The following is a 24,649-nucleotide window of genomic DNA, read 5'->3' as shown; positions in this document are numbered from 1 at the left end:
GGTAGCCGCAGCTCGGCGGCGTAGCCCAGCGCCTGGTTGACGGTCAGCTGGCGGTGCACCACGTCATCCTGCGGGACCATCCCGATCCTGCTACGCAGCGACGCGTACTCGGTGTGGATATTGTGGCCCTCGAAGGTAACCGAGCCGGAGCTCGGCGTGGTGTAGCCGGCGATCAGCCGCGACAGCGTGGTCTTGCCGGCGCCCGACCCGCCGATGATGGCCGTCAGCGTGCCGGGACGGGCCGTCAGCGAAATGTGGTCGAGCAGCTGCTTGCCGTGGTCGACGACGTAGCAGACCGAGTTCACTTCCAGGCCGCCGGTGCGCGTCGCGGCTTCGGTGCGCCGGACCAGGGTGTCCCGGCTGAAGACCAGGTCGACGTTGCCGATGGTGACCACGTCGCCCTCGGTCAGCACCGCCGAGCCGACCCGGACGCCGTTGACGAAGGTTCCGTTGACGCTGTGTGCGTCGCGGATCTCGATGCCGGCGGGTGTGGACTCCAGGAACGCGTGCCGGCGCGACGCCAACACGTCCTGGATGACGACGTCGTTGTCGGTGGCGCGGCCGATCGTTTGCGCCCCGGCCGGCTTCTGAACCGTCCCGGAGCGCGACGGCAGCAGCGACTGGAACATCTTGGTCGCGAGGTTGCTCACCTCGGGTGCTTTGGCTTCCGCGACGGCTGGTGACATTTGGGTCTGCGGGACGGCCGGCTGGGGCCGGGGCGGCGGGGCGGCCGGTCGCGCCACCGACGTCGGATACGCGGGTTGACCGGGCGCCGGGCGCGCGCTGGGCGGGGCCACGCGCGGCGCGGGTCCACCCCAGGCGGGTTGCCAACCGGGCGGCGGCGCGGCGATCGGCGGGACCGGCTGCCCGGACGCCTGTGACGACGGCCAGGCCGCGTGCTGGGCGGCAACCGGGATGCCCATCGATTCGGTCCGTGGCGGCCGTCCGGCCATGCCCTGGTGCCGGCCGACCTCGAAGGTCAGCAGCGGCCCGTCCGGGTTTCCGATGTTGATGCTCTGCCCGTCATGGATGCCCACCACTGGCACCCGCCTGCCATTGGCGAAGGTGCCGTTGAGCGAACCGTTGTCGATAGCCAGCCACCGCCCCTGGTCGAACCGCAGCAGCAGGTGTGCGCGCGAGATCAGAGGATGCGTGATGCGCATGTCGGCGCGCAGATCGCGGCCCACCACCACGTCGTGACCTGCTGCGAAAGTACGTTCCGACCCGTCATACCGAACCGTCAACGTCGGCGGGGTTGGTGCATTCATTGCCACAATTGTAGCCCGTGGACCTGTTTCGCCCTTTGCGCGATCGCAGCACGTCGAGCGGGTCAGGCCCGCACACCCATCACTTTGTCGGGGGCCCCGGTGACCACGCAGTGCGTCCGGCTGTAGATCGTTGGCATGCACCGATTGCAGTGCGTACACGCCGAATGCACGGTGTGTTGCGCGCCGTCGGCCGCGAGGCGATTGATCAGATCCGGCTTGGCGAGCTGCGCCCGGGCCATCGCGACGAATTTCGAATCCCTCGGTCATCGCGAGGTCCATCGTCTCGTGGTTGGTGATGCCGCCGAGTAAAATCAACGGCATCGTGAGTTTGGCCCGGAACAGCTTGGCCTCGCGGAGCAGATACGCCTCGCGGTAAGGTATTGGCGCAGGAACTTGGTGCCCGTCATGCGCATACCCCAGTTCAGCGGCGGCTTAAGGCGCCGGCGAATTCCTTGAGCGGGGCGTCGCCGTGGAACAGATACATTGGGTTGACCAGCGAGCTGCCCGCGGTCAGTTCGATCGCGTCGAGGCCGCCGTCTTCCTCCAGCCATTTCGCGGTGATCAGCGACTCGTCGGTGGTGATGGCGCCGCGCACGCCGTCGGCCATGTTGAGTTTGGCGGTGACCGCGATCGGTGTTCCTTCTTTGTCCACCGTGCGGCGCACGAACCATCACAATGCCGCGCGCGACCTTGGCCCGGTTCTCCAGCGAGCCGCCGAACTCGTCGTCACGACGGTTGATCAGTGGGGACAGGAATGAACTCGCCAAATAGTTGTGGCCTAAATGGATTTCGACGGCGTCGAAGCCGGCTTCCATGGCGAAGCGGGCCGCGTCGGCGTGAGCGGCGATGACCTCGTTGATGTCGTCGCGAGTCGCCTTGCGCGCGAAGCGCATTCCGATCGTGTTGAAAAACCGCACCGGCGCCAGGGCCTTGGCCTTGTTGGACTTGGCGTTGGCCACCGGGTCGGCGTGGCCGATCTGTGCGCTCACCGCCGCACCTTCGTGCGTGCACGACGTCGGCGTGCCGACGCAACCCGGGCACCGCCTCGGGCCGCATCCACAGTCCGCTGCCCTCGGTGCGGCTGCCGGGAGAGACCGCGCAGACGACGATTGTCATGCCGACCCCGCCGGCGGCGGGCAGCCGGTGGTATTCGATCAGGTCATCGCTCACCAGGGCGCCGGGGGCACGTACCTCGAATGTCGCCGACTTGATGACGCGGTTGCGCAGCGTGATCGGGCCGAGCTGGGCCGGACTGAACACGTCGGGCGGAGTGGGCTGGTCAGAGGGGATGTCAGCAGACTAAACCCCGGACAGGGGACACTGTCACACGTGGGCGCAATCACTCTGGACGGCAAGGCCACCCGCGACGAGATCTTCGTCGATCTGAAGGAACGAGTGGCGGCGCTAACCGCGGCGGGTCGTACTCCCGGGCTGGGCACGATCCTGGTCGGCGACGATCCCGGCTCGCAGGCCTACGTTCGCGGGAAGCACGCCGACTGCGCGAAGGTGGGCATCACCTCGATACGCCGAGACCTGCCCGCCGACATCTCGACGGCCAAGCTCAACGAGACGATCGACGAGCTCAACGTCAACCCGGAGTGCACGGGTTACATCGTGCAGTTGCCGCTGCCGAAGCATCTCGATGAGAACGCCGCGCTGGAACGGATCGACCCCGGCAAGGACGCCGACGGGCTGCATCCCACCAACCTGGGCCGGCTGGTGCTCAACAACCCGGCGCCGCTGCCGTGCACCCCGCGCGGCGTCGTGCACCTGCTGCGCCGCTACGACGTCAATATCGCCGGTGCGCACGTGGTGGTCATCGGCCGCGGCGTCACCGTCGGTCGGCCGTTGGGCCTGTTGCTGACGTGCCGCTCCGAGAACGCGACGGTGACGTTGTGCCACACCGGAACTCTTGATTTGCCGGCGTTGACCAGGCAGGCCGATATCATCGTCGCGGCCGTGGGTGTGCCGCACATGCTGACCGCGGACATGGTGCGACCGGGTGCCGCGGTGCTCGACGTTGGTGTCAGCCGGGTGGACGGCAAGCTCGCCGGCGACGTGCATCCGGACGTGTGGGAGGTCGCGGCGCATGTGTCGCCGAACCCCGGCGGGGTCGGCCCGCTGACCCGCGCCTTTCTGCTGACGAACGTGGTCGAGTTGGCCGGGCGGGAATGAGTTCGGCGAAGGGTGCCGCCAAAGCGCAGTGGCCGATCCTGTTGGTCGGGCTGATCTTCGTCATGGCGTTCGTCTTGGTCGAGGCCAACTTCTGGCGTCGTGGCTCGCTCTTGATCGGCATTGCGGTCGGTGTCGCCGCCGTCCTGCGGCTGGTGCTACCGGAGGATCGCGCCGGCCTGTTGTCGGTGCGCAGCAAGGGGATTGACTTCATCACCACCGCGACGGTGGTGGCGGCAATGGTTTACATCGCCTGGACCATCGATCCGCTGGGTACCGGTTAGATCCCCGGGCCGGTAATCTGCGGCAATCCAGCGGCGTTGCCGCCCACCATGTTCGGCATACCCGGCATTGGGGCACCTGGTATGCCGCCGAGCATGTTGCCGTTGGTCAAGTTTGCGATCATGTCCGGGCAGTAGGTCTGGATCGCGATTGTGGTGAATACCTGGGCCATCTGTGGTGATATGCCCTGCCGTCTGATGTTCGCCACCGCCCCGTCGAAGCTGCCACCCGGCTGGGTCAGCATCGGGCAGACGGACTCGCCGACGGCCATCGCGTTGCCCGGTTGGCCGAAGTCGACGCCGGCGTGGTTCAGCGCATCGATGAAGTTTTCGTCGGTGTTGGCGTCCGCGTCGGCCGGAGCCCCCAACGTCGCCGCCGCTGTCAATAGGCCCGCCACCGCGATCAACATTCGAACGGTCAACGGTTGGTGGCGAAACACCCAGACCCACCCATGCGCAGCAGCAACTGTTTTCATGACAGCTTCCCCATCTGTCGCGGAGTGCTCATCATGGCACTCGAATCGCTTAGGAAAGACTGATTGATGGCGGTCACGTTTACGACACGGACGGGTCAAGGTTCGCACACTTTGCGTTTCGTGGGCGTGAGAGATCGGTTAATGCGCGTAAACTGTTATGGATATTGGCCGATCGTATTTCGGTCAATCGAGTCCACACTGTGATCTGACACAGCCCTCGGTGCCGGACTTTTCAGTGAGGAATGGTTAAGAATCCCGCCCATGGATCAATGGCATCTCGCGTCAGACGTTTCTCCGCGGTGCCGTTTCAGCGCTGGGGCGGGCGCGGTGTTCGGCACGTCACGGGCCGGCGCCGACCCGGGGGCTGCCGTCGCGACGTGGAATGGTCTGGCATCCACCATCGGCGGCAGTGTCCTGCTGCCCAGCAGTGGTGCCCAATTCTCTTCGCGCAAACAGGTATTCAACTCCTTCTACAACAACGCCACGCTCGCGGCGATCGTCGCGGTTTCGTCGCAGGCCGATGTCCAGAAGGCGTTCGCGTCGGCCAACAAGCTCAAGTTGCCCCGCGCGGCGGAGGCCACTCCTACATCGGCGCATCGAGCGCGAACGGAGTGATGGTGCTCGACACGCGCGGTCCGACGCTGGAAGGGGGCAACGTCACGGTGACACCCGCGACCACTCTGTGGGCGATACACCAGACGTGTGCCGGCGCCGGTCGCGGGGTTCCGACCGGCAGTTGCCCAACGGTCGGTATCGGCGGGCTGACGCTCGGGTGCGGCATCGTCGGCGATTCGCTACATGCCGGGCTTGCCTGTGACGCACTGCAATCGGCTACGGTGGTGCTGCCCAGTGGTGACGTCGTCACCGCGTCGGCCAGCGATCATCCCGACCTGTTCTGGGCGTTACTCGGCGGCGGTGGTGGCATTGTGGGCGTGACGACGTCGATGACCCTGGCGACTTTCCCGACCGGTGACACGGACATCGTCCGGCTCGACTTCGCGTCGTCCTCGGCCGTACAGGCGCTGGTGGGCTGGCAGAACTGGCTCAATGGCGCCGACCGAAATGCTTGGGCCATGGTCGATCTCGCGGTCGGCGGCACCCAGCCCGATTGCCGTATTCTGGCGACCTGTCCGGCCGGGATGGACGACGCGATCAAGACCAACAAGACGATGAACCGGATAGACCTGGTGACATATCTGTCCGGCGGCAGCTCGACGTCCCCGCCCCGCGACTTCGCGGCTGGGTCCGATGTGATCACGACGGTGAATTCCAATGTGGAGAACGCGATTTCTTTCGCGATCGGGCAGTGGCCAGCCTCCGCCCGGCAGGCCTCGCTGCTGGTGGATCCGCTGGGCGGTGCAATCGCCGACGTGGGCCCCGGCGACTCCGCCTTTCCCTGGCGCAAGCAGTCCGTGGTACTACAGTGGTACGTCGAACCCGCCGCAAATCAGGTGTCCGAGGCCACGCAGTGGCTGAGTTACGCGCATCAAGCGGTACAACAGTTTTCAGTCGGCGGATATGTCAACTACCTGGAGTCCAACACCGCGGCGTCCCGCTACTTCGGACCGAATCTGTCCCAATTGAACAGCGTGCGGCAGAATTACGACCCCAACCAGATCATGTACTCCGGGCTGAAGTTCTGAGGTCGCGGGCAATCCTGGGCCCAACAATCGCCGTGGTTGCACACTGGTGAGATTTCCTGTGTCACTTGTGTTTCTGTAGTCACATCGGTGGGGTGGGTGTGGTTAGCGTCGGGGGATGGGTTCAGCGTTGGTCGACGGACGAGGAGGTGGCGGCGTTCGAGGCGCTTAATGCCGCGGTGGACACGGAGTTGGGGCTGGACGCCACCACACTCGGTACGCGTGGGCGGCTGGAGCGGTTACGTGGTGCGGCGGCGTCTGGACGCCGGGGAGCACCCGCTGATCAATCAACTGGCCCGCGAGGCCACCTCGGCCGAGCGGGGCGCGACGTTGTCGCATGTGATCGCCGACTGGACCCAGATCTCCCGCGCCGAAGCCGACCGCCGCATCCGGGAAGCCGCAGACTTGGGTGAGCGGTGCGCGTTGACCGGTGAGCCGTTGGCGCCGGTGCTGGCGGCGACGGCCGCGGCGCAGCACGCCGGGGTGCTGGGGCGGGAGCAGGTGGCGGTGATCCGCGGCTTCTAACACCGCTGCCCGGCTGGATCGACCCCGACACCCGTGTACAGGCCGAAGCCCATTTAGCGCAGCTGGCTACCCAGTACCGGCCCGACCAACTGTCCCGGTTGGCCGACAAACTGGCCGACTGCCTCAACCCCGACAGCACCTTCAGCGACGACGACCGCGCGCATCGCTGCGGCCTCACTCTCAGGAAACAGCAACCCGACGGCATGTCGGCGTTAAGTGGCTGGCTGACACCGGAGTTACGCGCCACCCTCGAGGCGGTGTTGGCGAAGTTGGCCGCGCCCGGCATGTGCAACCCCGTCGACAAGCAGCCCACCACCGATGGGGCGCCGTCCCAGGACGCCATCGACCGAGACGTGAGCTCACCCGCCCAGCGCCAGCACGACGTGCTGACCGCCGCGCTGCGCGTAGTCCTGGCGAGTGGCAGCCTCGGCCAGCACAATGGGCTGCCCGCCACCATCATCGTCTCCACCACGCTGGCGGAGTTGGACGCGGTCGCCGGGAGCGGGATCACCGGCGGCGGCACCCGGCTACCAGTCAGCGCCGTCATCCGGCTGGCCCGCCACGCCCACCACTACCTCGCCGTCTTCGACAACGCGAAACCGCTCGCGCTGTACCACACCAAACGCATCGACAACCTCACCCTGGCCTGCGGACCGCACCACCGCATGCTCAGGCGGGGCTGGGCGGCGACTGGCTGCGCGCCAATCAGCCGACCATCGACTTGGTGTTGTGCTCCCCGGTGACCCGCGCCCGGCAGACGCTGGCCATGCGGGCGTCGACGCACCCGTGCAGTACCGCGACCTTCTCTACGACACCACTCCGGGAACGGTGATCGAGGAAATCAACGCGGTCACCGACGCGGTCAATACTCTGCTCGTCGTCGGGCATGAACAGACCATGTCCGCTCTGGCGCTGAGACTTGCTGCCGACGAAGCAGTGGATAGCGCTGCGATGCAGCACATTTCGGAGAAGTACCCGACGTCGGGCATCGCGATACTGAGACTCACCGGCCAATGGCGCGACCTGCAACTAGGCCGGTCCGCTCTCACCGGCTTCCACGTTCCGCGCTGAACCCGCTACGAGTTCGTCGACAGCGTCAGCTCCATCAACTTGATGGCCTGACCGCACGCATTGATGCCGGGCGCCTGAGGGTTGACCCACCAGCCGACCACCCCGGCCGCGTCGCTGGCCACGCCGCACGCGCCGTTCGGATCGTCCGGACGCATCACGATCGAATTGACACCCGCGATCGTGCGGCTTTCCACCTTGTACTTGAGGAACTCGGCCACCTTGCGCTCTTCGCTCAGGCTGCCTTGCTCGAACCAGAACCGGGTGATGTCGATCAGGCCGGCGGGGTTGGCCGCCTGCCAACGGCAGATCGCGCCGACGAACGTGCTCTGGATGTCGAGCGGGTCCGCGCCCACGGTCTTGGCCAGGATGTCACTGGTCAGGACCTCGCACTCCTTCAGTAGGTTCGGGTACTGCTGTTGCGAATTGTTGTTGCGCGGGACACCGCCCGAACCCGCCTTGACGGCATTGCCCGCGATCGACCTCGAGCAACCGGTCAGCACGATCAGCGCGGCAAGGCAAACGACCACCGCCCGTCGGATGCGTCTTGTCATCATTTCGAGTTCGCAATCGATTGCCGAGTCAGTTCGCGGGCGATGTCACACGGCGGCGGGAACGGCTTTTGACTGAAGCTGATTGACCACTCGATGAAGTCATCCTGGAACTGGATCCCGACCTCGCACAGCGAATCGCCCAGGTTCGGCTCATTTCCGATCGCGATGAAACCGCTGTGGCCGTTGATGGTGATGTCGTCGACGGTGGCGCGGGACAGCTCCTCGGTCTTGCGTTCACGCCCGATTGGGCTGCCGCGATACCAGGAGAACGAGAAGTGCGGGCCGAGGATGCCGCCACCGGCCAGCCACTGGCAGCCCACGGAATTGCGGGCGGTGTTGATCAGCCCGCCCACCTTGGTCAGCTCCGCCACCGTCTGATCGCTGACGCCACCGCACTGCGGAAACATCGGCCCGTGCCGGCCGTCGGCGTCACTCGGCGCCGACGATGTCGTGCTTCCCGGCTTGTTGTCGCCAGAACCGGAGCAGCCCGCCACCGACGGGATCAGGACCGTTACGGCCGCCAGGGCCAGCGCCGCGAGGTTACGTCGCACCGCTACCCCGCTTCCGCTCAGCTTGCTGCTGGTCCACACGATGCACTGTAGCGGCCACCCCGAGGGTCAACCACCGGCGCGCCATCTGATCAAGCATTTCGGCGCGTGTGCCGTCGGCCGCGTCCGCACGCAACCGCCCGGCGGTGCACCCGGCCACCCCGGACGCCGTATGCGACAGTTACCAAATGCTTCTGGCATTGCTGCGCCAGTACATCCGGCCGTACCGCCGGCTGGTGGCAGCGCTGCTGGTGCTCCAAACGATCAGCACCCTGGCAACGCTGTACCTGCCGACGATCAATGCCGCGATCATCGATGACGGTGTCGCCAAGAGTGACACCGCGACGATCGTTCGGCTCGGCCTCGTCATGCTGGCAGTCACCGGGGGGCTGCAAGTGTTGTGTTCGGTCGGCGCCACTTATTTCGGGTCACGGACCGGCATGGGGTTCGGCCGCGATCTGCGCCGGGCAATATTCGAACACGTCACCACATTCTCCGAACCCGAGACCGCCCGATTCGGCGCGCCGACCCTGCTCACCCGCAGCACCAACGACGTCCGGCAGATCCAGTACCTGGTGCAGATGGCGGGCACGGTGCTGGTGACCGCGCCGATCATGTGCGTTGGCGGCATCGTCATGGCCATCTACCAGGAGGCCGCGCTGACCTGGCTGCTGCTGGTCAGCGTCCCGATCCTGGCCGTCGGCAACTACTGGATCATGTCGCACATGCTGCCGCTGTTCCGAAGTATGCAGGCCCTGATCGACGGCATCAACAGGGTGATGCGCGACCAGCTGTCCGGGGTGCGGGTGGTGCGGGCGTTCACCCGCGAAGACTTTGAGCGTGACCGGTATTCTCGCGCCAACGCCGCCCTGTCCAACGCCGCCCTGACGGCCGGTAACTGGCAAGCGCTGATGCTGCCGGTGACGACGCTGACCATCAACGTGTCCAGCGTCGCGCTGATCTGGTTCGGCGGGCTGCGCATCGATCGCGGTCAGATCCAGATCGGTTCGCTGACGGCGTTCCTGGCGTACTTCACCCAGATTTTGATGGCCGTGCTGGTGGCGACGATGACGCTGGTGGCTTTGCCGCGCGCATCCGTATGCGCCGAGCGAATCACCGAAGTGATGTCGACCCGGGCCGCCGTCGTCAGCCCGCAGCAGCCGAAGCTGCCGGCACACGGAATCACCGGCGTGGTGCGCTTGGACGCCACTACATTCACCTATCCGGGAGCCGAACGCCCAGTGCTGCAGGATGTTTCGCTGACCGCTCGGCCCGGCACCAGTACCGCGATCGTCGGCAGCACCGGCTCGGGCAAATCGACGCTGGTGTCGCTGATCTGCCGACTCTACGACGTAACCGACGGCGCGGTGCTGCTCGACGACCTCAACGTCCGCGACTACGACACCGAACGGCTTTGGTCGGCAATCGGATTGGTGCCGCAGCGCGGTTATCTCTTTTCCGGGACACTGGCAGAGAATCTGCGAATGGGCGCGGCCCCCGGCCAGGTGGTGACCGACGACGACATGTGGGACGCGTTGCGAGTGGGCGCGGCCGACAATTTCGTCCGCGCCCACCCCGACGGACTGCGTCTGCGCGTCGCCCAGGCCGGCATGAACTTCTCGGGCGGGCAACGGCAGCGGCTGGCGATCGCCCGAGCGGTGATCCGCCGCCCGGCGATCTATCTGTTCGACGACGCGTTCTCCGCACTAGACGTGCATACCGAGGCGCGGGTCCGTGCCGCCTTACGTGAAGTATCCGGCGAAGCCACCACCATAGTTGTGACACAGCGTATTTTGACAGCCGCGCAGGCGGACCAGATCGTCGTCATCGACGCCGGAAAACTGGTGGGGTCGGGCACGCACGAATCGCTGCTCGGCTCCTGCCCCACCTACGCGGAATTCGCCGACTCGCAGTCGGTGGACGCGGTGCGATCTGACCACGTCGGGGGTGCGCCGTGAGCACCAGGACCACCCGATCCACCCCGGCCACCCGGTCGCACGACTTCTGGGGTACCGCAGCACGACTGGTGCATCGGCTTGCGACACAACAAAACCTGTGCATCGCGGTGATCGCGCTGGGTCTCACCAGCACGGCGATCGGGGTCGTCGTACCACGAATCCTCGGTCACGCCACCGATTTGCTCTTCAACGGCGTGATCGGACGCGGCCTCCCGGTGGGAATCACCAAGGCGCAGGCCGTCGCCCAGGCCCGGTCCCGCGGTGAGAACACCTTCGCCGACCTGCTGTCCGGGATGAACGTGGTGCCCGGACGAGAAGTGGACTTAGGCGCCGTGGCGCAGACGCTGGCGATCGCCCTGACCCTGTACCTAGTTGCCGCACTGCTGATTTGGGTCCAATCGCGACTGCTCAACGTGACGTTGCAGCGCACCATGATGGCGCTGCGCAACGATGTCGAAAACAAGGTGCATCGGCTGCCGTTGTCCTACTTCGACGGGCGGCCGCGCGGCGAGCTGCTGAGCCGGATGACCAACGACATCGACAACGTCCAATCGTCGCTATCGATCACGGTCAGCCAGCTGCTGACCGCGATACTTACCGTGCTGGCGGTGCTGGCGATGATGCTGTCGATCTCGTCGCTGCTGACCCTGACCACGCTGCTGACCGTGCCGCTCTCGCTGCTGGCGACCCGGGCGATCACGCGCCGGTCGCATCGGCTGTTCATCGCACAGTGGACCAACATCGGACGCCTCAACGCCCACATCGAAGAGACCTACAGCGGATTCACCGTCGTCAAGACCCTCGGCCACCAGGCCGCCGCGCGCGAAAGATTCCACGCCCTCAACGACGACGTCTACGATGCCAGCTTCGGCTCCCAGTTCTTCTCCGGCCTGGTCGCCCCGGCTACGGCGTTCATCGGCAATCTGGGATACGTCGCGGTCGCGGTGCTCGGCGGGCTGCAGGTGGCGACCGGACAGCTCACCCTCGGCAGCATCCAGGCATTCATTCAGTACGTCCGCCAGTTCAACACGCCGTTGAGCCAGGTGGCCGGAATGTACAACACCCTGCAGTCCGGCGTGGCCAGCGCGGAGCGGGTGTTCGCCGTGCTCGACGAGCCCGAGGAAACACCGGACCCACCGAACGCCGGCCGGCCGGAGTGGCCCAACTGTCAGGCGTCCCGCGGGCGGGTCGAGTTTCAGCACGTCAGCTTCGCCTACCGACCGGGCACCCCGGTCATCGAAGACGTGTCGATGACGGCCGAGCCGGGCAGTACCGTGGCGATCGTCGGGCCGACCGGCGCCGGGAAAACCACCCTGGTGAACCTGCTGATGCGCTTCTACGATCCCGATTCCGGACGTATCCTCGTCGACGGCGTCGACATCACCACGGTGCGCAGGCAGGCCCTGCGCTCCCGCATCGGCATGGTGCTACAGGACACCTGGTTGTTCGACGGCACCATCGCCGAGAACATCGCCTACGGACGGCCCGATGCCAGCCCTGACGAGGTGATCGAGGCGGCCACCGCGGCGAACGTGGACCGCTTTGTGCACACGCTGCCGAACGGCTACCAGACCCGGGTCAGCGGCGGCGGAGACAACATCAGCGCCGGCGAGAAGCAGCTGATCACGATCGCGCGCGCGTTCCTGGCCCGCCCGCAATTGTTGATCCTGGACGAAGCCACCAGCTCGGTGGACACCCGCACCGAGGCGCTGATTCAACGAGCCATGCTCGAACTTCGCCGGGACCGCACCAGTTTCGTTATCGCACATCGCCTTTCGACGATTCGCGATGCCGACCTCATCGTGGTGCTCGAGGCGGGACGTATCGTCGAGCAAGGCAATCACGCCGAACTGATGGCGCGGCGGGGCGCCTACTATGCGATGAGCCAAGCCTAGTTCGGCCAGGCTGAGACGTTACTGAAACGACGCCAAGAAGTTATTGAGGATCCCCTTAGGCGCGGCGCTGACCCTAGTCGCATCAGCACCCCAACCGCACCTGAAAACGATCACTGCAATGTTCACTCACCGCATCAAGACTGTTGCCGGGACCATGATCGGGGCCGCCGCCATCGGGATGGTCGCACTGGGCACCGCCGGCACCGCCGCGGCCACCACTGCCGACGACGCGTTCCTCTCCCAGATGGACAAACTCGGCATCTCCTTCACCTCGCTCGCCAAAGCGGTCCGGAAAGGCCACCAGGTGTGCCGAGAGCTGGCCGCCGGCAAGACCGGGACCGACACATCGCCACCGAGATCCTCAAGCAAACGGATGACCAGTCACCAGGCGGCCTACTTCGTCGTCGACGCGACCAAGGCCTACTGCCCACAGTACGCGTCACAACTCACCTAAGTACTCACCAACCCGAATGAGGGATCTCGGTAACCGGGATCCCCTCCCCATTCATCATGTTTCGGAACTTTCATCCGCATGAGTGAAAATCCGCCTCAATCAGAGGAATGCGTTTGTCAGCTGTTGCTTTGCCGCGCCGGGGTTTGCTATTCAAGAAGCAGCTCTGGCCGATTACCCCAAGGAGATGTCGATGAAGCTCTCGCCTCGCACCGTCACCGCCGCCGCACTCGCTCGTTTTCATTGTCGGTGGCTGTTCCAGCAATTCCAACAGCGGCAGACCGCCCGGGACCACGGTCACCACATCGAGCAATGAGGCCGCCACGTTGCTCAAGCAGGCCACCGATGCAATGGCCAAAGTCGCCAGGATACACGTCACCGTGACCGTACAAGGCGACGTGCCGAACCTGCGGGTGACCAAGCTCGAGGGCGACATCTCCAACACCCCGCAGACCATGGCCACCGGCAATGCATCGCGGATCGTCGGCAAAACGCCCCAGGACGCGAAGTTCGTCTACGTCGACGGTCAACTGTACTCCGATTTGGGATAACCCGGCACCTTCACCGACTTCGGCAACGGCGCCTCGATCTACAACGTCTCGGTGCTGTTCGATCCGAACAAAGGGCTGGCCAACCTGCTGGCCAAACTCCAAGGCGGCGCGGTGGCGGGCACCGAACAGGTCAACGGCGTGGCAACCACCAAGATCACCGGCAACTCCTCCGCCGGACGATATCGCCACGCTTGCCGGGTCCATGCTGACCGCTCAGAGCGTCACGACGGTGCCCACCATGGTCTGGATCGCCTCCGACGGGTCCGCCCATATCGTGCAGCTTCAGATTCGCCCGACGAATGACACCTCGGTGACGCTGACCATGTCCGACTGGGAAAGACCGTCACCGCGACCAAGCCCGGCTGACGCCCGGCCGCCGTGCACCACCGTGAATCTTGCCGACATCCCCACCCTGCTTGAAGCTATACAAGATCCACGCCGAGATCTCCAACAAGGAGCATGCCGCGCAGGACGGCTTCCTCGCGGGCATCTAGGGGATCGAGCAGCAGCTGAGTGAGGGCCACAAGGTGATCGTTCAGCGTCAACGCCGAGTTGATCTGGCGCCAGCCCGTCGAAACCAAAGACGAAAACGGTAATCCGCGTGGTGGTCACGCCGTAGTGGTGACCGGCGTGGACACCGCCGACGACATCGTGCACCTCAACTACAGCGGTACACCCCAGGGCCGCGACGAGCAGATCCCAATGGCGCTGTTACTGCAGGCGTAGGACTCCAGCAAGCAGCTGCTGGTGTTCACCACCTAGCGTTGGGTTCCCCTGCCGGGAAAGACATTTTGGTGCCTGTGTGCCGCAGCGGGGTCGCCGCGCCGCGGCACACAGGCCGTTCGCGTTTTCACCGAATCGGCCGGGTTGGTATCACAATGAGTAGCACACTGACAGGCAATGACACGGTATTGGCAGGTAACGCCGCGCAGCGAACCCGGAAGGGCTGGTAGGTGACGCTATAACCCTAACTCACTGCCGCACAACCAGTTTCACTCTGATCGCCGCCTCGGCCGCCCAGTACCCCTGGGCGCCAACGGCATTACCAGGCCGCCCAACGCATTTCGATCCTCGAATTGCCCTGCCGGCCGGTCGGCCACGGCTTACCGTGATGGTTGCTGATCACGGTGGTTACGGGACGGGGATCTGCCGAAAATTGTTGATATGGTCGGCGGGTCCGCCGTTGGTCTGGAGGGTCAACGATGAGCGAGGAGCAGGACTCGCGGGTCGGGTCGACGTTCGGGCCCTACCACCTGAAGCGGCTGCTCGGACGCGGTGGAATGGGCGAGGTCTACGAGGCCGAACACAACCCAACTCGGACCGCGGTGGGCACCTGTAAATACATGGTGTAAATACATGGCGCCCGAGCGGTTCCCCAACGGCGAGGTGACCTACCGCGCCGATGTGTACGCGTTGGCGTACGTCTTGTACGAATGCCTGACAGGCACGCCACCGTATCGTGCGAGCACCGCCGGCGAGTTGGTCCGGGCGTACACCAGCGACCCCATCCCGCGGGCCAGCAACGTGCGGTCCGGCATTTCCAAGGCCTTTGACGCGGTGATCGCGCGCGGCATGGACAAAACCCGAGGAGCGCTACGCCAGCGCCGGCGATCTTGCGCTAGCCGCCCACGAGGCCCTCAGCGCCCCCGACCAAGACCACGCCGACAACATCCTGCGCCGCAGCCAGGAAGCCACCTTGCCCGGCGGCCCGAATCTCGTGCAACCGCCGACGATCGCGGCCACCGAGGCGGCTCCGCCGGCACCGCCGAGCACACCGGTGCCGCCCGCTCCGACCCCGAGCCAGCCCGTCCCCAGCCCGGCGTATTTCCAAGGCAGCGGCGGCAACTGGGGTGGCCCGCCACCGGGCAACCTGCCGCCCGTTCAGCCGGTCGGCCACGCGCCATGAGCCCCGGGACAGCCGCAGAAACCGAAACGCAATTCGTGGCCGACCATCGCGGCGGCTGTGGTGGTGGTCAGCGCCGTGGCCATCTGGCTGATCATCCCCGACCCGAAGCCGCCGCCCGACCCGATCGCGGCCACCCGGCTGAACTCCTTACTGCTGAGCCCCTCGGAGATCAAAACGATCATGGGTGCGACGAACATTCAGCCCAGCAAGCCGATCACGTCGATGGGCACCTCCTTCCTCGATGACGGTGTCGATACCCGACTGTCAGGGAGCGCTGTACACCACCCAGGACCGTATACGCCGGGAGCCGCTACACGGGCATCAACGGCATGGTGTCGTCCGAACCAGGCGACAACAACGACCACTGGGTCAACCAGGCGGTGGTGGCCTATCCGACCGCCGACAAGGCCAACGCGTTTCTGCAAAGCGAAGCCGGCAAATGGAAGAGCTGCGCCGGACAGACGGCGACGATGACGAACTCGAGCAACAAGACCTATCGGTGGACATTCGCCAAATCCAGGGCAGTCCACCGAAAATCTCGGTGCTGCAGCCTCAGGAAGACACGGCTCGAAATGTGAGCACGCGATGAGCGTGGCGAACAACATCGTCGTCGACATCAACGCGTGTGGATACCACATCAGCAATCAAGCCGGCCAGATCGTCGACGAAGTCAACAGCATCTAGCGACCGTCAGCGAAGCGGAAACGCTGGCGAACCATTCCGCCGCACCGCTGGCGTCGGGTTGCTGCGTCTGCTGCCAGCCCCCGGGGCGACCGTACCGCCGCCCATGCGAATGGTATGATGATATTATTATAATTATTGCATCACGGTGTACCAGCCGTTCGCCCAGGGCGAACGATGAACGGCCTCCGACAGGTTCCCCGGATCGGAAGGCCGTTGATATGGCCCACTCAACGGCGTATTTTTGACAGCGAAGCAGGCCCGGAAGCGGCCGTTCAATGTGTCGGCAGCGGGGAAGGAGCCGACCGCGTCGGACCGTGTCAGACGCCCCAGCGCCGCCTGGGCCTGCCCACGTGACCAGGGCAAATCAGCCTCCGTCGCCGTCGGTGCCGCGGCGAATCCGGAACGGCTTGACCTCGTTCTTCACTCCCTTAAGCCGGCACGCCCCGGCGAACGACACGGCGTAGTTCCCCGCGTCGCTGATCGCCTCCCACACCGATTCCGACACCAGAACGGTGCCGGGGCGCGCCGCCCCGGTGACCCGGCTGGCCATTGACCGGGCTACCGAACCAGTCGCCGGCCCGGCTCACCGCCATCCCAGCGGCCACCCCCGCCCGCAACCGCGGGAAGTCGTTGTCGGTGTCGACGGCCTCGACAAGCTTGAGCACGACATCGAGCAGCGGCTCGGGCTCGGGGCAGACTAACATCACCGCGTCCCCGATCGTCTTGATGAACCGCACCGGCGGCACCGTCACGTCGCGAGCCAGGCTGGCCAACCGGCCGGCGAGCTGACCCAGCGTTCGGGATCGAGGCCCAGCTTCACGAAACGTTGCGCGAACGCGGCCGCCTCGCCGTCGGCGCGCATGTGGATCGCCGCGTCGGGGTCGTCCACCCGGGCCAGGCCGATCGCCCGCTGCACGCGCTGCAACAGCACCAGGTCGACGTCGTGCTGCTCGCTGATCTCGCGCGCCGACACGTAGGTGCCGTCGTCGCCGATCAGTTGCCGGGTAGCCAGCAGCGGCGGCGGGTTGGTGGCCCGGATCTCCTCGGCGGTGATACCCTGGTCCAGCAGCCAGCCCACCAGCTCGGCGTTCGCTGCGGATCGAGCCCTCGAGCCCGTCGAGCGGGTCGTCGATGTTCCGGTAGACCACCTCGTCCACGTGGCCAACGTGTATCGCCGACGCGCGATGATGGGAGGTGATGACCTCCCGCTACTGCACGGGCTGCCGCCCGCGGTCGACGACCGAGCCAGGGTGTTAATCCTGGGCTCGTTCCCGAGCGCCCAGTCGCTGGCGGCCGGCCAGTACTACGCCAATCCAGCGAAATGCGTTCTGGTACATCACTGGTGAGCTGCTCGACTTCGACCCGGCCGCGCCGTACCAGCAGGCCCGCCTGACCGCACTGCGTGCAGACGGCGTTGCGCTGTGGGGCGTGCTACGCAGCTGCTGCCGCGTCGGTAGCGCCGATTCTGCATCGATCCTAAAAGCTTGGTGGTCAACGACTTTGCCGACTTCTACGCCAGCTACCCGGCCATAACCCGGGTCTACTTCAACGGCGCCAAGGCGGCCGAGGTGTATCACCGAAGGGTGCCTGCGCACCCGCGGCGCGGTTACAGGCGGCTGCCGTCGACTAGTCCCGCGCACGACACCAAACCCGAACGTCAAGCTGGCGGCGTGGCGCGCATCCAGACCGGAAAGTAAAGTACGGAACCTGTTGTGCCACAGACAGCAGCGTCGACACCCAGCCCCGGCGGCGATACGCGCCGATGCGCGACGGACCGGTCGCGGTGCCCGGCGTGAGAACGACGTCGACGTCATCAAAGATCGACTGGATCCTGGCGGCGACCCGCTCCTCGGCGCCGCGCAGGGCCGCGATGCGCCGGTCGGAGAAAAACGAGCCCGCGCGCCATGTTGCGGGTTCGGGGCTCGAGCCGCTCCGGGTGGGCCTGCGCGTCTGCGTCATCGCTGATGCCCCGCAGATAACGGGGCACGAAGTTCCCGAAGATCTGAGCCACAGGATAGTCCGGGTCGCCGGTAATGACCTCGTGGCCCAGCTCGCGCAGCAACGCACCGGCCTGCTCGACCGCGGCCAACTGCTGGAACCCGACGCGCACCGGAAGCGTAGGAACCTTGGTGCTCAACGCAATTCGCAACTTGCCCGGCGCTCGGGTGGCCGCTGCGATGAGTTCGCCGTCCGGGCCGGGCACCTTCGAGGTGGGGTCCAGAAATATCGCCGCGTCCAGCACCGACCGGGTGATCGGTCCGTTGGCGCTCAGCCCGTGCCAGGCGTTGTCGTGCGGCTCCAGGGAAACCCGATCACGTTGCGGCTTCACGCCGAACAGGCCGCACCACGACGACGGGATGCGAATCGAACCGCCACCGTCGGAACCCAGCGCCAGCGGGGCCAGGCCGGCGGCGAACGCCGCCGCGCTACTGCCGCTACTACCGCCCAGCGTGCGGCCGAGATTCTCGCCGGCGACGTCAACATCGTCCTTGATCGCAATCGGAACACCGAGCAGCGGAAACCGCTCGCCCGCGTCGAGGAGCTCCTGGGCGGCCTCGGCATCCTCGCGGGCGCTGTCGGCCAGCACCACGCGATAGCAGCGCAGCTCGCTGTCCAACCGGGCGATCCAGTCCAGGTACACCTTGAGCAGGTCCGGGGCGCTGACCTCCCCGTAGGCGAGCATTCGTGCCAGTGCACCCGCGCCGGTGAAGGCAAGTTCGCGAGCATCCACTGCGGCAGCGTAACTCCCGGCTCACGGCAACCAGTACCGTGGCGACATGTCCTGCGTGTTCTGTGCGGTCATCGCCGGCGAAGCCCCGGCCATCCAGATTTGCGAAGATGATGACTACCTGGCGATCCTCGACATTCGGCCGTTCACGCGCGGACACACGCCGGTGATCCCGAAGCGGCACAGCGTCGACCTGACCGACACCCGCCGGAGACGCTGGCCGGTATGATCGCCACGGGCCAACGGATCGCGCGGGCCGCCCGGGCCACCGAGCTGGCCGACGCCACCAATATCGCGATCAACGACGGCGGCGCGGCCTTCCAGACGGTCTTCCACATCCCACCTGCACGTGTTGCCGCGCCGCCACGGCGACAAGCTGTCGGTGGCCAAAGGAATGTTGCTCCGACGCGACCCCGACCAGGAGACCACCGGGCAGATCCGGCGCGACGCGCTGGCACGCATCGATGCCAGTCAGTAGAACGGACGACATGAGCGACCTCACTGCGCTGGAGCGACTATTCCTGGCCCCGCTACTGCGCATCCACGACACGTTGTACCGCAAGACCGACGGCCGGATCGGTCACCACGTACCCGGAATCCCGGACAGTTTGCTGTTGCGCACCATCGGCGCCAAGACCGGTCAGCAGCGCTCCTCCACCCTGACCTACGCCAAGGACGGCGACTCATACCTGATCGTCGCGTCCTACGGCGGCAGCGACACCGCCCCCGGCTGGTACTACAACCTGCGTAAACGCCCGGAATGCGAGATCAACGTGGGCCCGCGGCGATTCCCGGTCACCGCACGCGTGATCACCGCGGATGACCCCGATTACGCGCGGGTGTGGGGCATCGTGAACAAGAACAACGCGAACCGGTACAACGGCTATCAGAGCCGGACGTCGCGACCGATCCCGGTCGTCGCGCTGACGCCCACGTAATGGCACCAACCTGCACAAAAGCACGAGATAACCCGGCGGGGCCGTTTTACTGCTAGCAGTGGTGGGGCTTCCATGCGTTCACCTCGGGGGCAGATCGGCTGGAGCAGCAATGAAGCGCTGGGCGGGGAATGCGTGGCAGCGCTTCGTGCTGTCCGCTCACGTGGGCTGGCTCGTGGTCGCCGGCTACCTTATTGGCCGGGCTGCTGATCATCATCTCCTCGGTGCGGGACTGGGAGAGCGCCTACGCGACCCGGCCGGTCGACGAGTCGCGCTGGCCGGCAGCCTGCTGATCGGTGCGGTGTGCGGGCTCCGCGCCGCCCGCTACGCGCAAGGCCGTCGCCGATACGGCTGGCTGGCGATGGTCACGGCCCAACTGGGGTGGGCCGTCGGCGAGATCATCTAGGCGTTCTACGACGTGCGTTCCCAGCTCGATCACGCCATCCACACGGCCGCCGCCGAAATCGTGCTGCTGTTGTGGCCCTTCGGGGCCATGACGTCATTGGTGCTGTTGTCCAACCTGTCTCGGGCACAGTTCACGGCGGTTGGTGCTGGAAGGACTCATCCTGATCAGCTCGCTGCTGGTGATTTCGTGGGTGTTCGTGCTGGACAAGCAGGTGCATCACGACAACGGCTCGCGGGTCGCGACGGTCGCGCAGGTTGACAACGACGGCATCCTGATGACGACAGCGATCCTGATGCTGTCGCGGGCCCGGCCCGGCGAGCGGCCGAGCCGGGCCCTGGTGGCCGCCGGCATCGCGACGATCAGCATCGCCGACATCACCATGGTGTTCGACACCGGCATCGGCAGCTACCACGTCAACGACCTGGGCGACCTGGGCCGGGTGGCCGGACTCGGGATGATCGCGCTGGCCGCCTTGGCCAGCGTCAGGGGACCTCCCGCCACCGACACGGTTTCGTGAAATGAGGTGCTGTCGCGTGCGCTGCTGTGGTTGCCCTACATTCCGCTCTTGCTGGCCGCGATCGTCGGTTGGAGCGCGGTCGCCCGGGCCGAGCACGGAGTGCTGACGGCGCTGCTGGGCATACTCGTCGCCGCGGTGCTGGTCCGGCAGTTCATCGCGCTCGCCGAGAACCAGGACCTGCTGGCCGTCGTGGCGCGGGAAGCACTCCGGGACAGCCTGACCCCGGGCTGGCGAACCGTGCGCATTTCCTGCATCGACTGGAAGAGGCCGTTGCCGCTCGGCAGGACGACAGCTATCCGATCGCGGTGTTGTGCCTCGATCTCGACAACTGCAAAGCGGTCAACGGCGACCTGGGACATCCGGCGGGCGACGAACTTCTCATCCCGGTCGCCGGACGGCTCCACCGGACACTACACGACCGTTGCCTCATCGCGCGCCTCGGCGGCGACGAATTCGCGGTACTGCTCGAAGGTTCCGTCGAGGACTCCCAAGTGGCCGCGCACGACGTGCTCGAGGCTTTCCGCGCCGATCGTGATCGATGGAGTCCCCGTCGCCGTCCGTCCGAGCATCGGCTTCACCGTCGCGCCGGCATCAACGCCCAACACGACACCCCCTTCCCCAAGGGGCTTTATGCCACTCTGAACCTGGTCGCCGCCGGGTTGATTCTGGTGCGTGCGCACCGCATCATGACCGACCGGTAGGCCTGGGCCCTGATCGCGGCCGACATGACATGTTCCGGAATCGGTGACGTCGTCTACGCCCTGCAGGTACCTACCGGGCACTCACCGTCCGTCACCGACGCGGAATACCTTGCGTTCTACCCGTTTATCTACGCCGGTGTGCTGCTACTGCTGCGCCCGCGCCTGGCCGCGGTGCCGATCCCGATCCGGCTCGATCCGTTGATCTGCGGCCTGGCCATCGCGGCGGTGGCTGTCCACTCGATGCGGGCGCGTCGCCCGGGCCGGACACCGTCTTGGTCGGCCTGCTGTATCTATGGGGCGACCTCGCGCTGCTGCGCTGTCCGGCGGCATCTTGCCATTAGTGGTTTTGCGCAACAAATTTCGCTGACTGATGGTTGTCGCGTGACTGGCCGGATTCGCCATCGCCGACGTCGTCCGTCTCGGCGGAGCGCAGCCGGCGCCGATCGGGTCGGCACCACGCTCGATGCCGCGTGGCCCGCTGCGGCGCTGCTGCTCGCGCTGGCAAGCTGGGTGCCCACGCCCGTGCCGGCACCCAAGCTGCAGCGCGGATTTGGCTCCTACGCGATCCCAGTGGCGTGCACCGTGGTGGCGCTCTGCGTTGCGCTGATTGACGAAAATTCGTATTTGGCGACGGCATTCGCGACCCTTAACTTGATCGCCGCGGCGGTGCGCTTCTCGCTGACGCTGCGCGACGCCAGTATGATCGGAAAAACTACAGGCACGCCATGACTGACGAGCTGACGACGCTGCCCAACCACCGTTCGTTGGCGACGGCGTTGACCTCCCTGTCCGACGGCACGTCGCCGAACGATCCCGATTCGGCACTGCGGACGTCGTCACGCAAAGCATTGCTGTTGGTCAAGCTCTACGAGATTCAAGAGATCAGCGACTTACTCGGCCGTCGTTTCGGCGATGAGTTGTTGCGTAACATCGCGGAACGCCTTGCCGCCAGCGTGCGTCAAGACGACCTGCTCGCACGGGTGGGCGACGACGAGTTCGCCATCCTGCTGACCGAGGGTTCCGACCTCATCGGCGCCCACGCTCAGGCGAGGCGCCTGCTCGAAGCACTGGACGAACCGTTCGCGATGGATCCGTTGACCTTGCGCGTCGATACGCGAATCGCGATTGCGCTGTGCCCCGACCATTGCGAGCACCCGCAAGAGCTACTCAGCCGCGACGAGGCAGCAATGTCGCACGCCAAATCCGCGATGAGCAAGATCGCGGTGTATGACTCGATGTTCGAGGCGTACCGCGAAACCGATCCCAACCTCATCGAGGAGCTGCGCGCTGCGCTCTTCGAAGGTGACCAGCCAACGCTGTAACTAACAGCCCAAGATCAAAGCCAACGCAGAGACACACGACTGCCACAACGCTTCCGGGCCGGGGAAACGTTCCCGCTCAGTAAGTGCCGAGCGTGAACGAGTTCACGATGGTCTCAAACTGTATCCTGCGAAATCGCGCGCCACCGGGGAATGTTGTCGGTGGCCAGGAATTGTGGTGCGCTCGGCGTAGTCGTGGAAGTGCTTGAAATAGCTTGCGAACACCACGCCGTGGTCGACCCAGTCGCCCACCCGCGCGCGTTTGAGTTCGCCGGCCAGAATGTAGGCACCCAACAGCGCGACACCGGTGCCCTGGCCGGACAGCGGCGAACAGCAGTACGCGGCGTCACCGACCAGCGCCACCTGGCCGATCGACCAGTGGTCCATCACGATCTGCGCCATCTCGTCGAAGTAGAAATCCGGCGCGCAGCGCATGAAGTTCAGCAGCTGCGGCAGCACTCAGCCCTCGTCGGTCATCCGCCGCTCGATCTCGTCGTACTGACACTTCGATGTCGCCGGTAGTCGATTCGCAGTTCGGTGTCCATGAAGCCCAACATGGCGCGCGCCTTGGCGTTGTGCCTGGCGCTGTACACCCCGGCCATCGTGGTGTCGCCGTAGTGCCACATCTGCCAGAAGTTGAGGTCCAGAAAATTGGGGACCGTAAAGATCGCGGCGTAGGCGCCGAGCCTCTTGATGAACCGCTCTTCCGGACCGAAAATCAGTTGGCGCACGTTGGAGTGCAAACCGTCGGCGCCGATCACCAGATCGAAGCTGCGCGCCGGCGAACGTTTGTAGGGTCACGTCGACGGCCGGCCCACGGTTGTCCAGCGCGTCGATAGTGTTGTCGAAGAGGTACTCCGTGTCGGGCTGCGTTGCGCCGTAAAGCAACTAGGCCAGGTCGTCGCAGAGCAACTCGATGTCGGGACTGTCGATGGGACCGCCGGTGGGTGTCGACTCGGTGTCGCGGGACAGCTCGTTGCCGTCGCGGTCGACGACGGACGACCCAACAAATGCCCGTCTTTCGGTCTGCGACGGCACTAAGCAATCCCTCCGGTCCAGCACCGTCAGTGCCGGGCCGCGCACGTCGATCGCCTTCCCGCCGGGGCACAGCCCGGGATGCCGTTCCACCACGGTGACCGAAAAGCCGTGCTGTCCAAGCCAATATGCCACTGTTGTACCGGCGATGCTGGCCCCGGAAATCAATATTTCGGTCACTTGATTCCTGCTAGCTTCTTCGCCTCAATGAAGATGTCGTCGAGCATTACGGGCGTAAGCCTACCGGTGAACATGTTCTGCTGGCTCGGGTGGTAGCAACCCAGCAACCGCACACCGGACGGCAGCGTAGCAACAACGCCGTGGCCGAACCGCGGCTTGGGTGTAGCGGTGGAACCGGGCAGACGCAGCGCGATCTGCCAGCCGAACCCGCCCAGGGCGACTACCACGCGGACATGCTCACGGAGCAGCCGCCATTCGGATTCCAGCCACGGCCAGCAGGTGTCGCGCTCGACCGGGGTCGGTACGTTGGCCGGCGGCACGCACCGGACCGGCGCGGTGGTGCGGATCTGCTTGGTTGCCAAACCGTCTGCGGCGTCCACGCTAGTCGGTTGGTTCACCAGTCCGGCCCGGTACAGCGCGGCGTACAGCTGGTCGCCGGACCGGTCACCGGTGAACATCCGCCCAGTTCGATTGGCGCCGTGGGCCGCCGGCGCCAGTCCCACGATCAAAATGCGCGGGCGCTGCGATCCCCAACCCGGGACCGGTCGGCCCCAATACGGTTGATCGGCAAACGCGCGCCGCTTCGTGACGGCAACATCCTTACGCCAGGTGACTAAGCGCGGGCAAGCTTGGCATACGCTGACCAGGGCGTCCAGTTCCGGCACCGAACCGGCGGCCCAGGCCAGCGCCCGAACCTGTGCGGCATCGACGGCTGCGGGGGTGAGCCGGGTGGCCGGATCACCGGGCCACCCGCTACCCGGTGGCACCGGCGAATCGAACGCCACCCCGGTGTTCGGATGAGCAAGCACGTAGATATCCTGCATTCGCGTGGCGGGACCACGAAATTCGGC

At 65.7% G+C, this 24,649-nt stretch carries 19 protein-coding genes and 10 pseudogenes; 20 read left to right on the top strand and 9 right to left on the bottom strand.

Annotated features, from left to right (window positions below; all coding sequences use genetic code 11):
* The coding region (locus FQ389_RS11760; RefSeq protein WP_144207831.1) for an FHA domain-containing protein at positions 1-1,268 on the bottom strand (1,268 nt) is incomplete at its 3' end.
* Positions 1,269-1,330: 62 nt separating this feature from the next.
* Positions 1,331-2,558, bottom strand: a pseudogene (locus FQ389_RS11755) (NADH:flavin oxidoreductase).
* Positions 2,559-2,597: 39 nt separating this feature from the next.
* On the opposite strand from FQ389_RS11755, the gene FQ389_RS11750 reads away from it, so the two are divergent.
* Together FQ389_RS11750 and FQ389_RS11745 are read left to right on the top strand one after the other, a co-directional pair.
* Positions 2,598-3,443 carry a bifunctional methylenetetrahydrofolate dehydrogenase/methenyltetrahydrofolate cyclohydrolase gene (locus FQ389_RS11750; protein ID WP_144207828.1) on the top strand — a complete coding sequence of 282 codons (846 nt, stop codon included), beginning with the start codon at positions 2,598-2,600 and terminating at the stop codon, positions 3,441-3,443.
* Positions 3,440-3,724: a DUF3017 domain-containing protein gene (locus FQ389_RS11745; RefSeq protein ID WP_144207826.1), complete on the top strand. Its 285-nt coding sequence runs from the start codon at positions 3,440-3,442 to the stop codon at positions 3,722-3,724. The genes FQ389_RS11750 and FQ389_RS11745 overlap by 4 nt, the downstream gene beginning before the upstream one ends.
* Here the strand turns inward: FQ389_RS11745 and FQ389_RS11740 are convergent.
* The gene (locus tag FQ389_RS11740) at positions 3,721-4,197 is read right to left on the bottom strand and encodes a DUF732 domain-containing protein (protein WP_144207823.1); all 477 of its coding nucleotides are present in this window, start codon (positions 4,195-4,197) and stop codon (positions 3,721-3,723) included. The genes FQ389_RS11745 and FQ389_RS11740 overlap by 4 nt on opposite strands.
* 265 nt (positions 4,198-4,462) lie before the next feature.
* Between FQ389_RS11740 and FQ389_RS11735 the strand changes: the two are divergent.
* The 3 genes and pseudogenes from FQ389_RS11735 (at position 4,463) to FQ389_RS11725 (ending at position 7,433) form a co-directional block, all read left to right on the top strand.
* Positions 4,463-5,840: pseudogene (locus FQ389_RS11735) on the top strand (FAD-binding oxidoreductase).
* Positions 5,841-5,938: 98 nt separating this feature from the next.
* Positions 5,939-7,042, top strand: a pseudogene (locus tag FQ389_RS11730) (13E12 repeat family protein); the annotation flags it as partial.
* 106 nt (positions 7,043-7,148) lie between these two features.
* On the top strand, positions 7,149-7,433 hold the full coding sequence (locus FQ389_RS11725; RefSeq protein ID WP_144207820.1) for a hypothetical protein: 285 nt from the start codon (positions 7,149-7,151) through the stop codon (positions 7,431-7,433).
* A gap of 5 nt (positions 7,434-7,438) precedes the next feature.
* Here the strand turns inward: FQ389_RS11725 and FQ389_RS11720 are convergent, their stop codons facing one another.
* Both FQ389_RS11720 and FQ389_RS11715 read right to left on the bottom strand, forming a co-directional pair.
* On the bottom strand, positions 7,439-7,984 hold the full coding sequence (locus FQ389_RS11720; RefSeq protein WP_186296384.1) for a DUF3558 domain-containing protein: 546 nt from the start codon (positions 7,982-7,984) through the stop codon (positions 7,439-7,441).
* Positions 7,984-8,535 (bottom strand): DUF3558 domain-containing protein, encoded by a 552-nt coding sequence (locus tag FQ389_RS11715; protein WP_144207814.1) that lies wholly within the window; start codon positions 8,533-8,535, stop codon positions 7,984-7,986. The genes FQ389_RS11720 and FQ389_RS11715 overlap by 1 nt, the downstream gene beginning before the upstream one ends.
* A 185-nt stretch (positions 8,536-8,720) precedes the next feature.
* Between FQ389_RS11715 and FQ389_RS11710 the strand changes: the two genes are divergently transcribed.
* The 7 genes and pseudogenes from FQ389_RS11710 to FQ389_RS23120 all read left to right on the top strand — a co-directional run.
* Positions 8,721-10,490: an ABC transporter ATP-binding protein gene (locus tag FQ389_RS11710; RefSeq protein WP_144207811.1), complete on the top strand. Its 1,770-nt coding sequence runs from the start codon at positions 8,721-8,723 to the stop codon at positions 10,488-10,490.
* Complete coding sequence (locus tag FQ389_RS11705; RefSeq protein WP_144207808.1) at positions 10,487-12,385, top strand: ABC transporter ATP-binding protein; 1,899 nt, start codon at positions 10,487-10,489, stop codon at positions 12,383-12,385. The genes FQ389_RS11710 and FQ389_RS11705 overlap by 4 nt, the downstream gene beginning before the upstream one ends.
* A gap of 118 nt (positions 12,386-12,503) precedes the next feature.
* The gene (locus FQ389_RS11700) at positions 12,504-12,839 is read left to right on the top strand and encodes a DUF732 domain-containing protein (RefSeq protein WP_144207805.1); all 336 of its coding nucleotides are present in this window, start codon (positions 12,504-12,506) and stop codon (positions 12,837-12,839) included.
* Between the two features lie 190 nt (positions 12,840-13,029).
* A pseudogene (locus tag FQ389_RS11695) lies at positions 13,030-13,753 on the top strand (LppX_LprAFG lipoprotein).
* A gap of 186 nt (positions 13,754-13,939) precedes the next feature.
* The gene (locus FQ389_RS18035; RefSeq protein ID WP_186296382.1) at positions 13,940-14,113 is read left to right on the top strand and encodes a hypothetical protein; all 174 of its coding nucleotides are present in this window, start codon (positions 13,940-13,942) and stop codon (positions 14,111-14,113) included.
* A 476-nt stretch (positions 14,114-14,589) separates the two neighbouring features.
* Positions 14,590-14,739 carry a hypothetical protein gene (locus FQ389_RS22480; RefSeq protein WP_407662861.1) on the top strand — a complete coding sequence of 50 codons (150 nt, stop codon included), beginning with the start codon at positions 14,590-14,592 and terminating at the stop codon, positions 14,737-14,739.
* Positions 14,678-15,977 (top strand): annotated as a pseudogene (locus FQ389_RS23120) (sensor domain-containing protein); the annotation flags it as partial. The gene FQ389_RS22480 and the pseudogene FQ389_RS23120, both read left to right, overlap by 62 nt.
* Before the next feature lie 364 nt (positions 15,978-16,341).
* On the opposite strand, the pseudogene FQ389_RS11680 reads toward FQ389_RS23120, so the two are convergent.
* Positions 16,342-17,176: pseudogene (locus FQ389_RS11680) on the bottom strand (adenylate cyclase regulatory domain-containing protein).
* On the opposite strand from FQ389_RS11680, the pseudogene FQ389_RS11675 reads away from it, so the two are divergent.
* Positions 17,165-17,663 (top strand): annotated as a pseudogene (locus FQ389_RS11675) (DNA-deoxyinosine glycosylase); the annotation flags it as partial. The pseudogenes FQ389_RS11680 and FQ389_RS11675 sit on opposite strands and share 12 nt — an antisense overlap.
* 9 nt (positions 17,664-17,672) lie before the next feature.
* Here FQ389_RS11675 and FQ389_RS11670 read toward each other — a convergent pair.
* A pseudogene (locus FQ389_RS11670) lies at positions 17,673-18,708 on the bottom strand (amidase family protein); the annotation flags it as partial.
* Positions 18,709-18,754: 46 nt separating this feature from the next.
* On the opposite strand from FQ389_RS11670, the pseudogene FQ389_RS11665 reads away from it, so the two are divergent.
* The 7 genes and pseudogenes from FQ389_RS11665 (at position 18,755) to FQ389_RS11635 (ending at position 22,586) form a co-directional block, all read left to right on the top strand.
* A pseudogene (locus FQ389_RS11665) lies at positions 18,755-19,183 on the top strand (HIT family protein).
* A 10-nt stretch (positions 19,184-19,193) separates the two neighbouring features.
* Entirely contained in the window at positions 19,194-19,643 is a 450-nt protein-coding gene (locus FQ389_RS11660) for a nitroreductase family deazaflavin-dependent oxidoreductase (RefSeq protein WP_144207802.1), read from the top strand.
* A 109-nt stretch (positions 19,644-19,752) separates the two neighbouring features.
* On the top strand, positions 19,753-20,046 hold the full coding sequence (locus FQ389_RS11655) for a hypothetical protein (protein WP_144207799.1): 294 nt from the start codon (positions 19,753-19,755) through the stop codon (positions 20,044-20,046).
* Between the two features lie 142 nt (positions 20,047-20,188).
* Positions 20,189-20,563 (top strand): hypothetical protein, encoded by a 375-nt coding sequence (locus tag FQ389_RS11650; RefSeq protein ID WP_144207796.1) that lies wholly within the window; start codon positions 20,189-20,191, stop codon positions 20,561-20,563.
* A 26-nt stretch (positions 20,564-20,589) separates the two neighbouring features.
* Positions 20,590-21,264, top strand: a complete 675-nt coding sequence (locus tag FQ389_RS11645) for a diguanylate cyclase domain-containing protein (protein WP_144207793.1) — start codon at positions 20,590-20,592, stop codon at positions 21,262-21,264.
* 24 nt (positions 21,265-21,288) lie between these two features.
* Complete coding sequence (locus FQ389_RS11640; protein WP_144207789.1) at positions 21,289-21,993, top strand: hypothetical protein; 705 nt, start codon at positions 21,289-21,291, stop codon at positions 21,991-21,993.
* Positions 21,990-22,586, top strand: a complete 597-nt coding sequence (locus FQ389_RS11635; protein WP_144207786.1) for a GGDEF domain-containing protein — start codon at positions 21,990-21,992, stop codon at positions 22,584-22,586. Before FQ389_RS11640 ends, FQ389_RS11635 begins: the two co-directional genes overlap by 4 nt.
* Before the next feature lie 76 nt (positions 22,587-22,662).
* Here the strand turns inward: FQ389_RS11635 and FQ389_RS11630 are convergent.
* Positions 22,663-23,798, bottom strand: a pseudogene (locus FQ389_RS11630) (FAD-binding protein).
* Positions 23,795-24,622: a uracil-DNA glycosylase gene (locus FQ389_RS11625; protein WP_144207783.1), complete on the bottom strand. Its 828-nt coding sequence runs from the start codon at positions 24,620-24,622 to the stop codon at positions 23,795-23,797. Before FQ389_RS11625 ends, FQ389_RS11630 begins: the two are co-directional and overlap by 4 nt.
* Positions 24,623-24,649 lie beyond the last annotated feature (27 nt).

The organism is Mycobacterium tilburgii (assembly GCF_902168065.1).
Lineage (GTDB): Bacteria > Actinomycetota > Actinomycetes > Mycobacteriales > Mycobacteriaceae > Mycobacterium > Mycobacterium tilburgii.
This window is presented reverse-complemented; position numbering and strand designations above follow the sequence as displayed.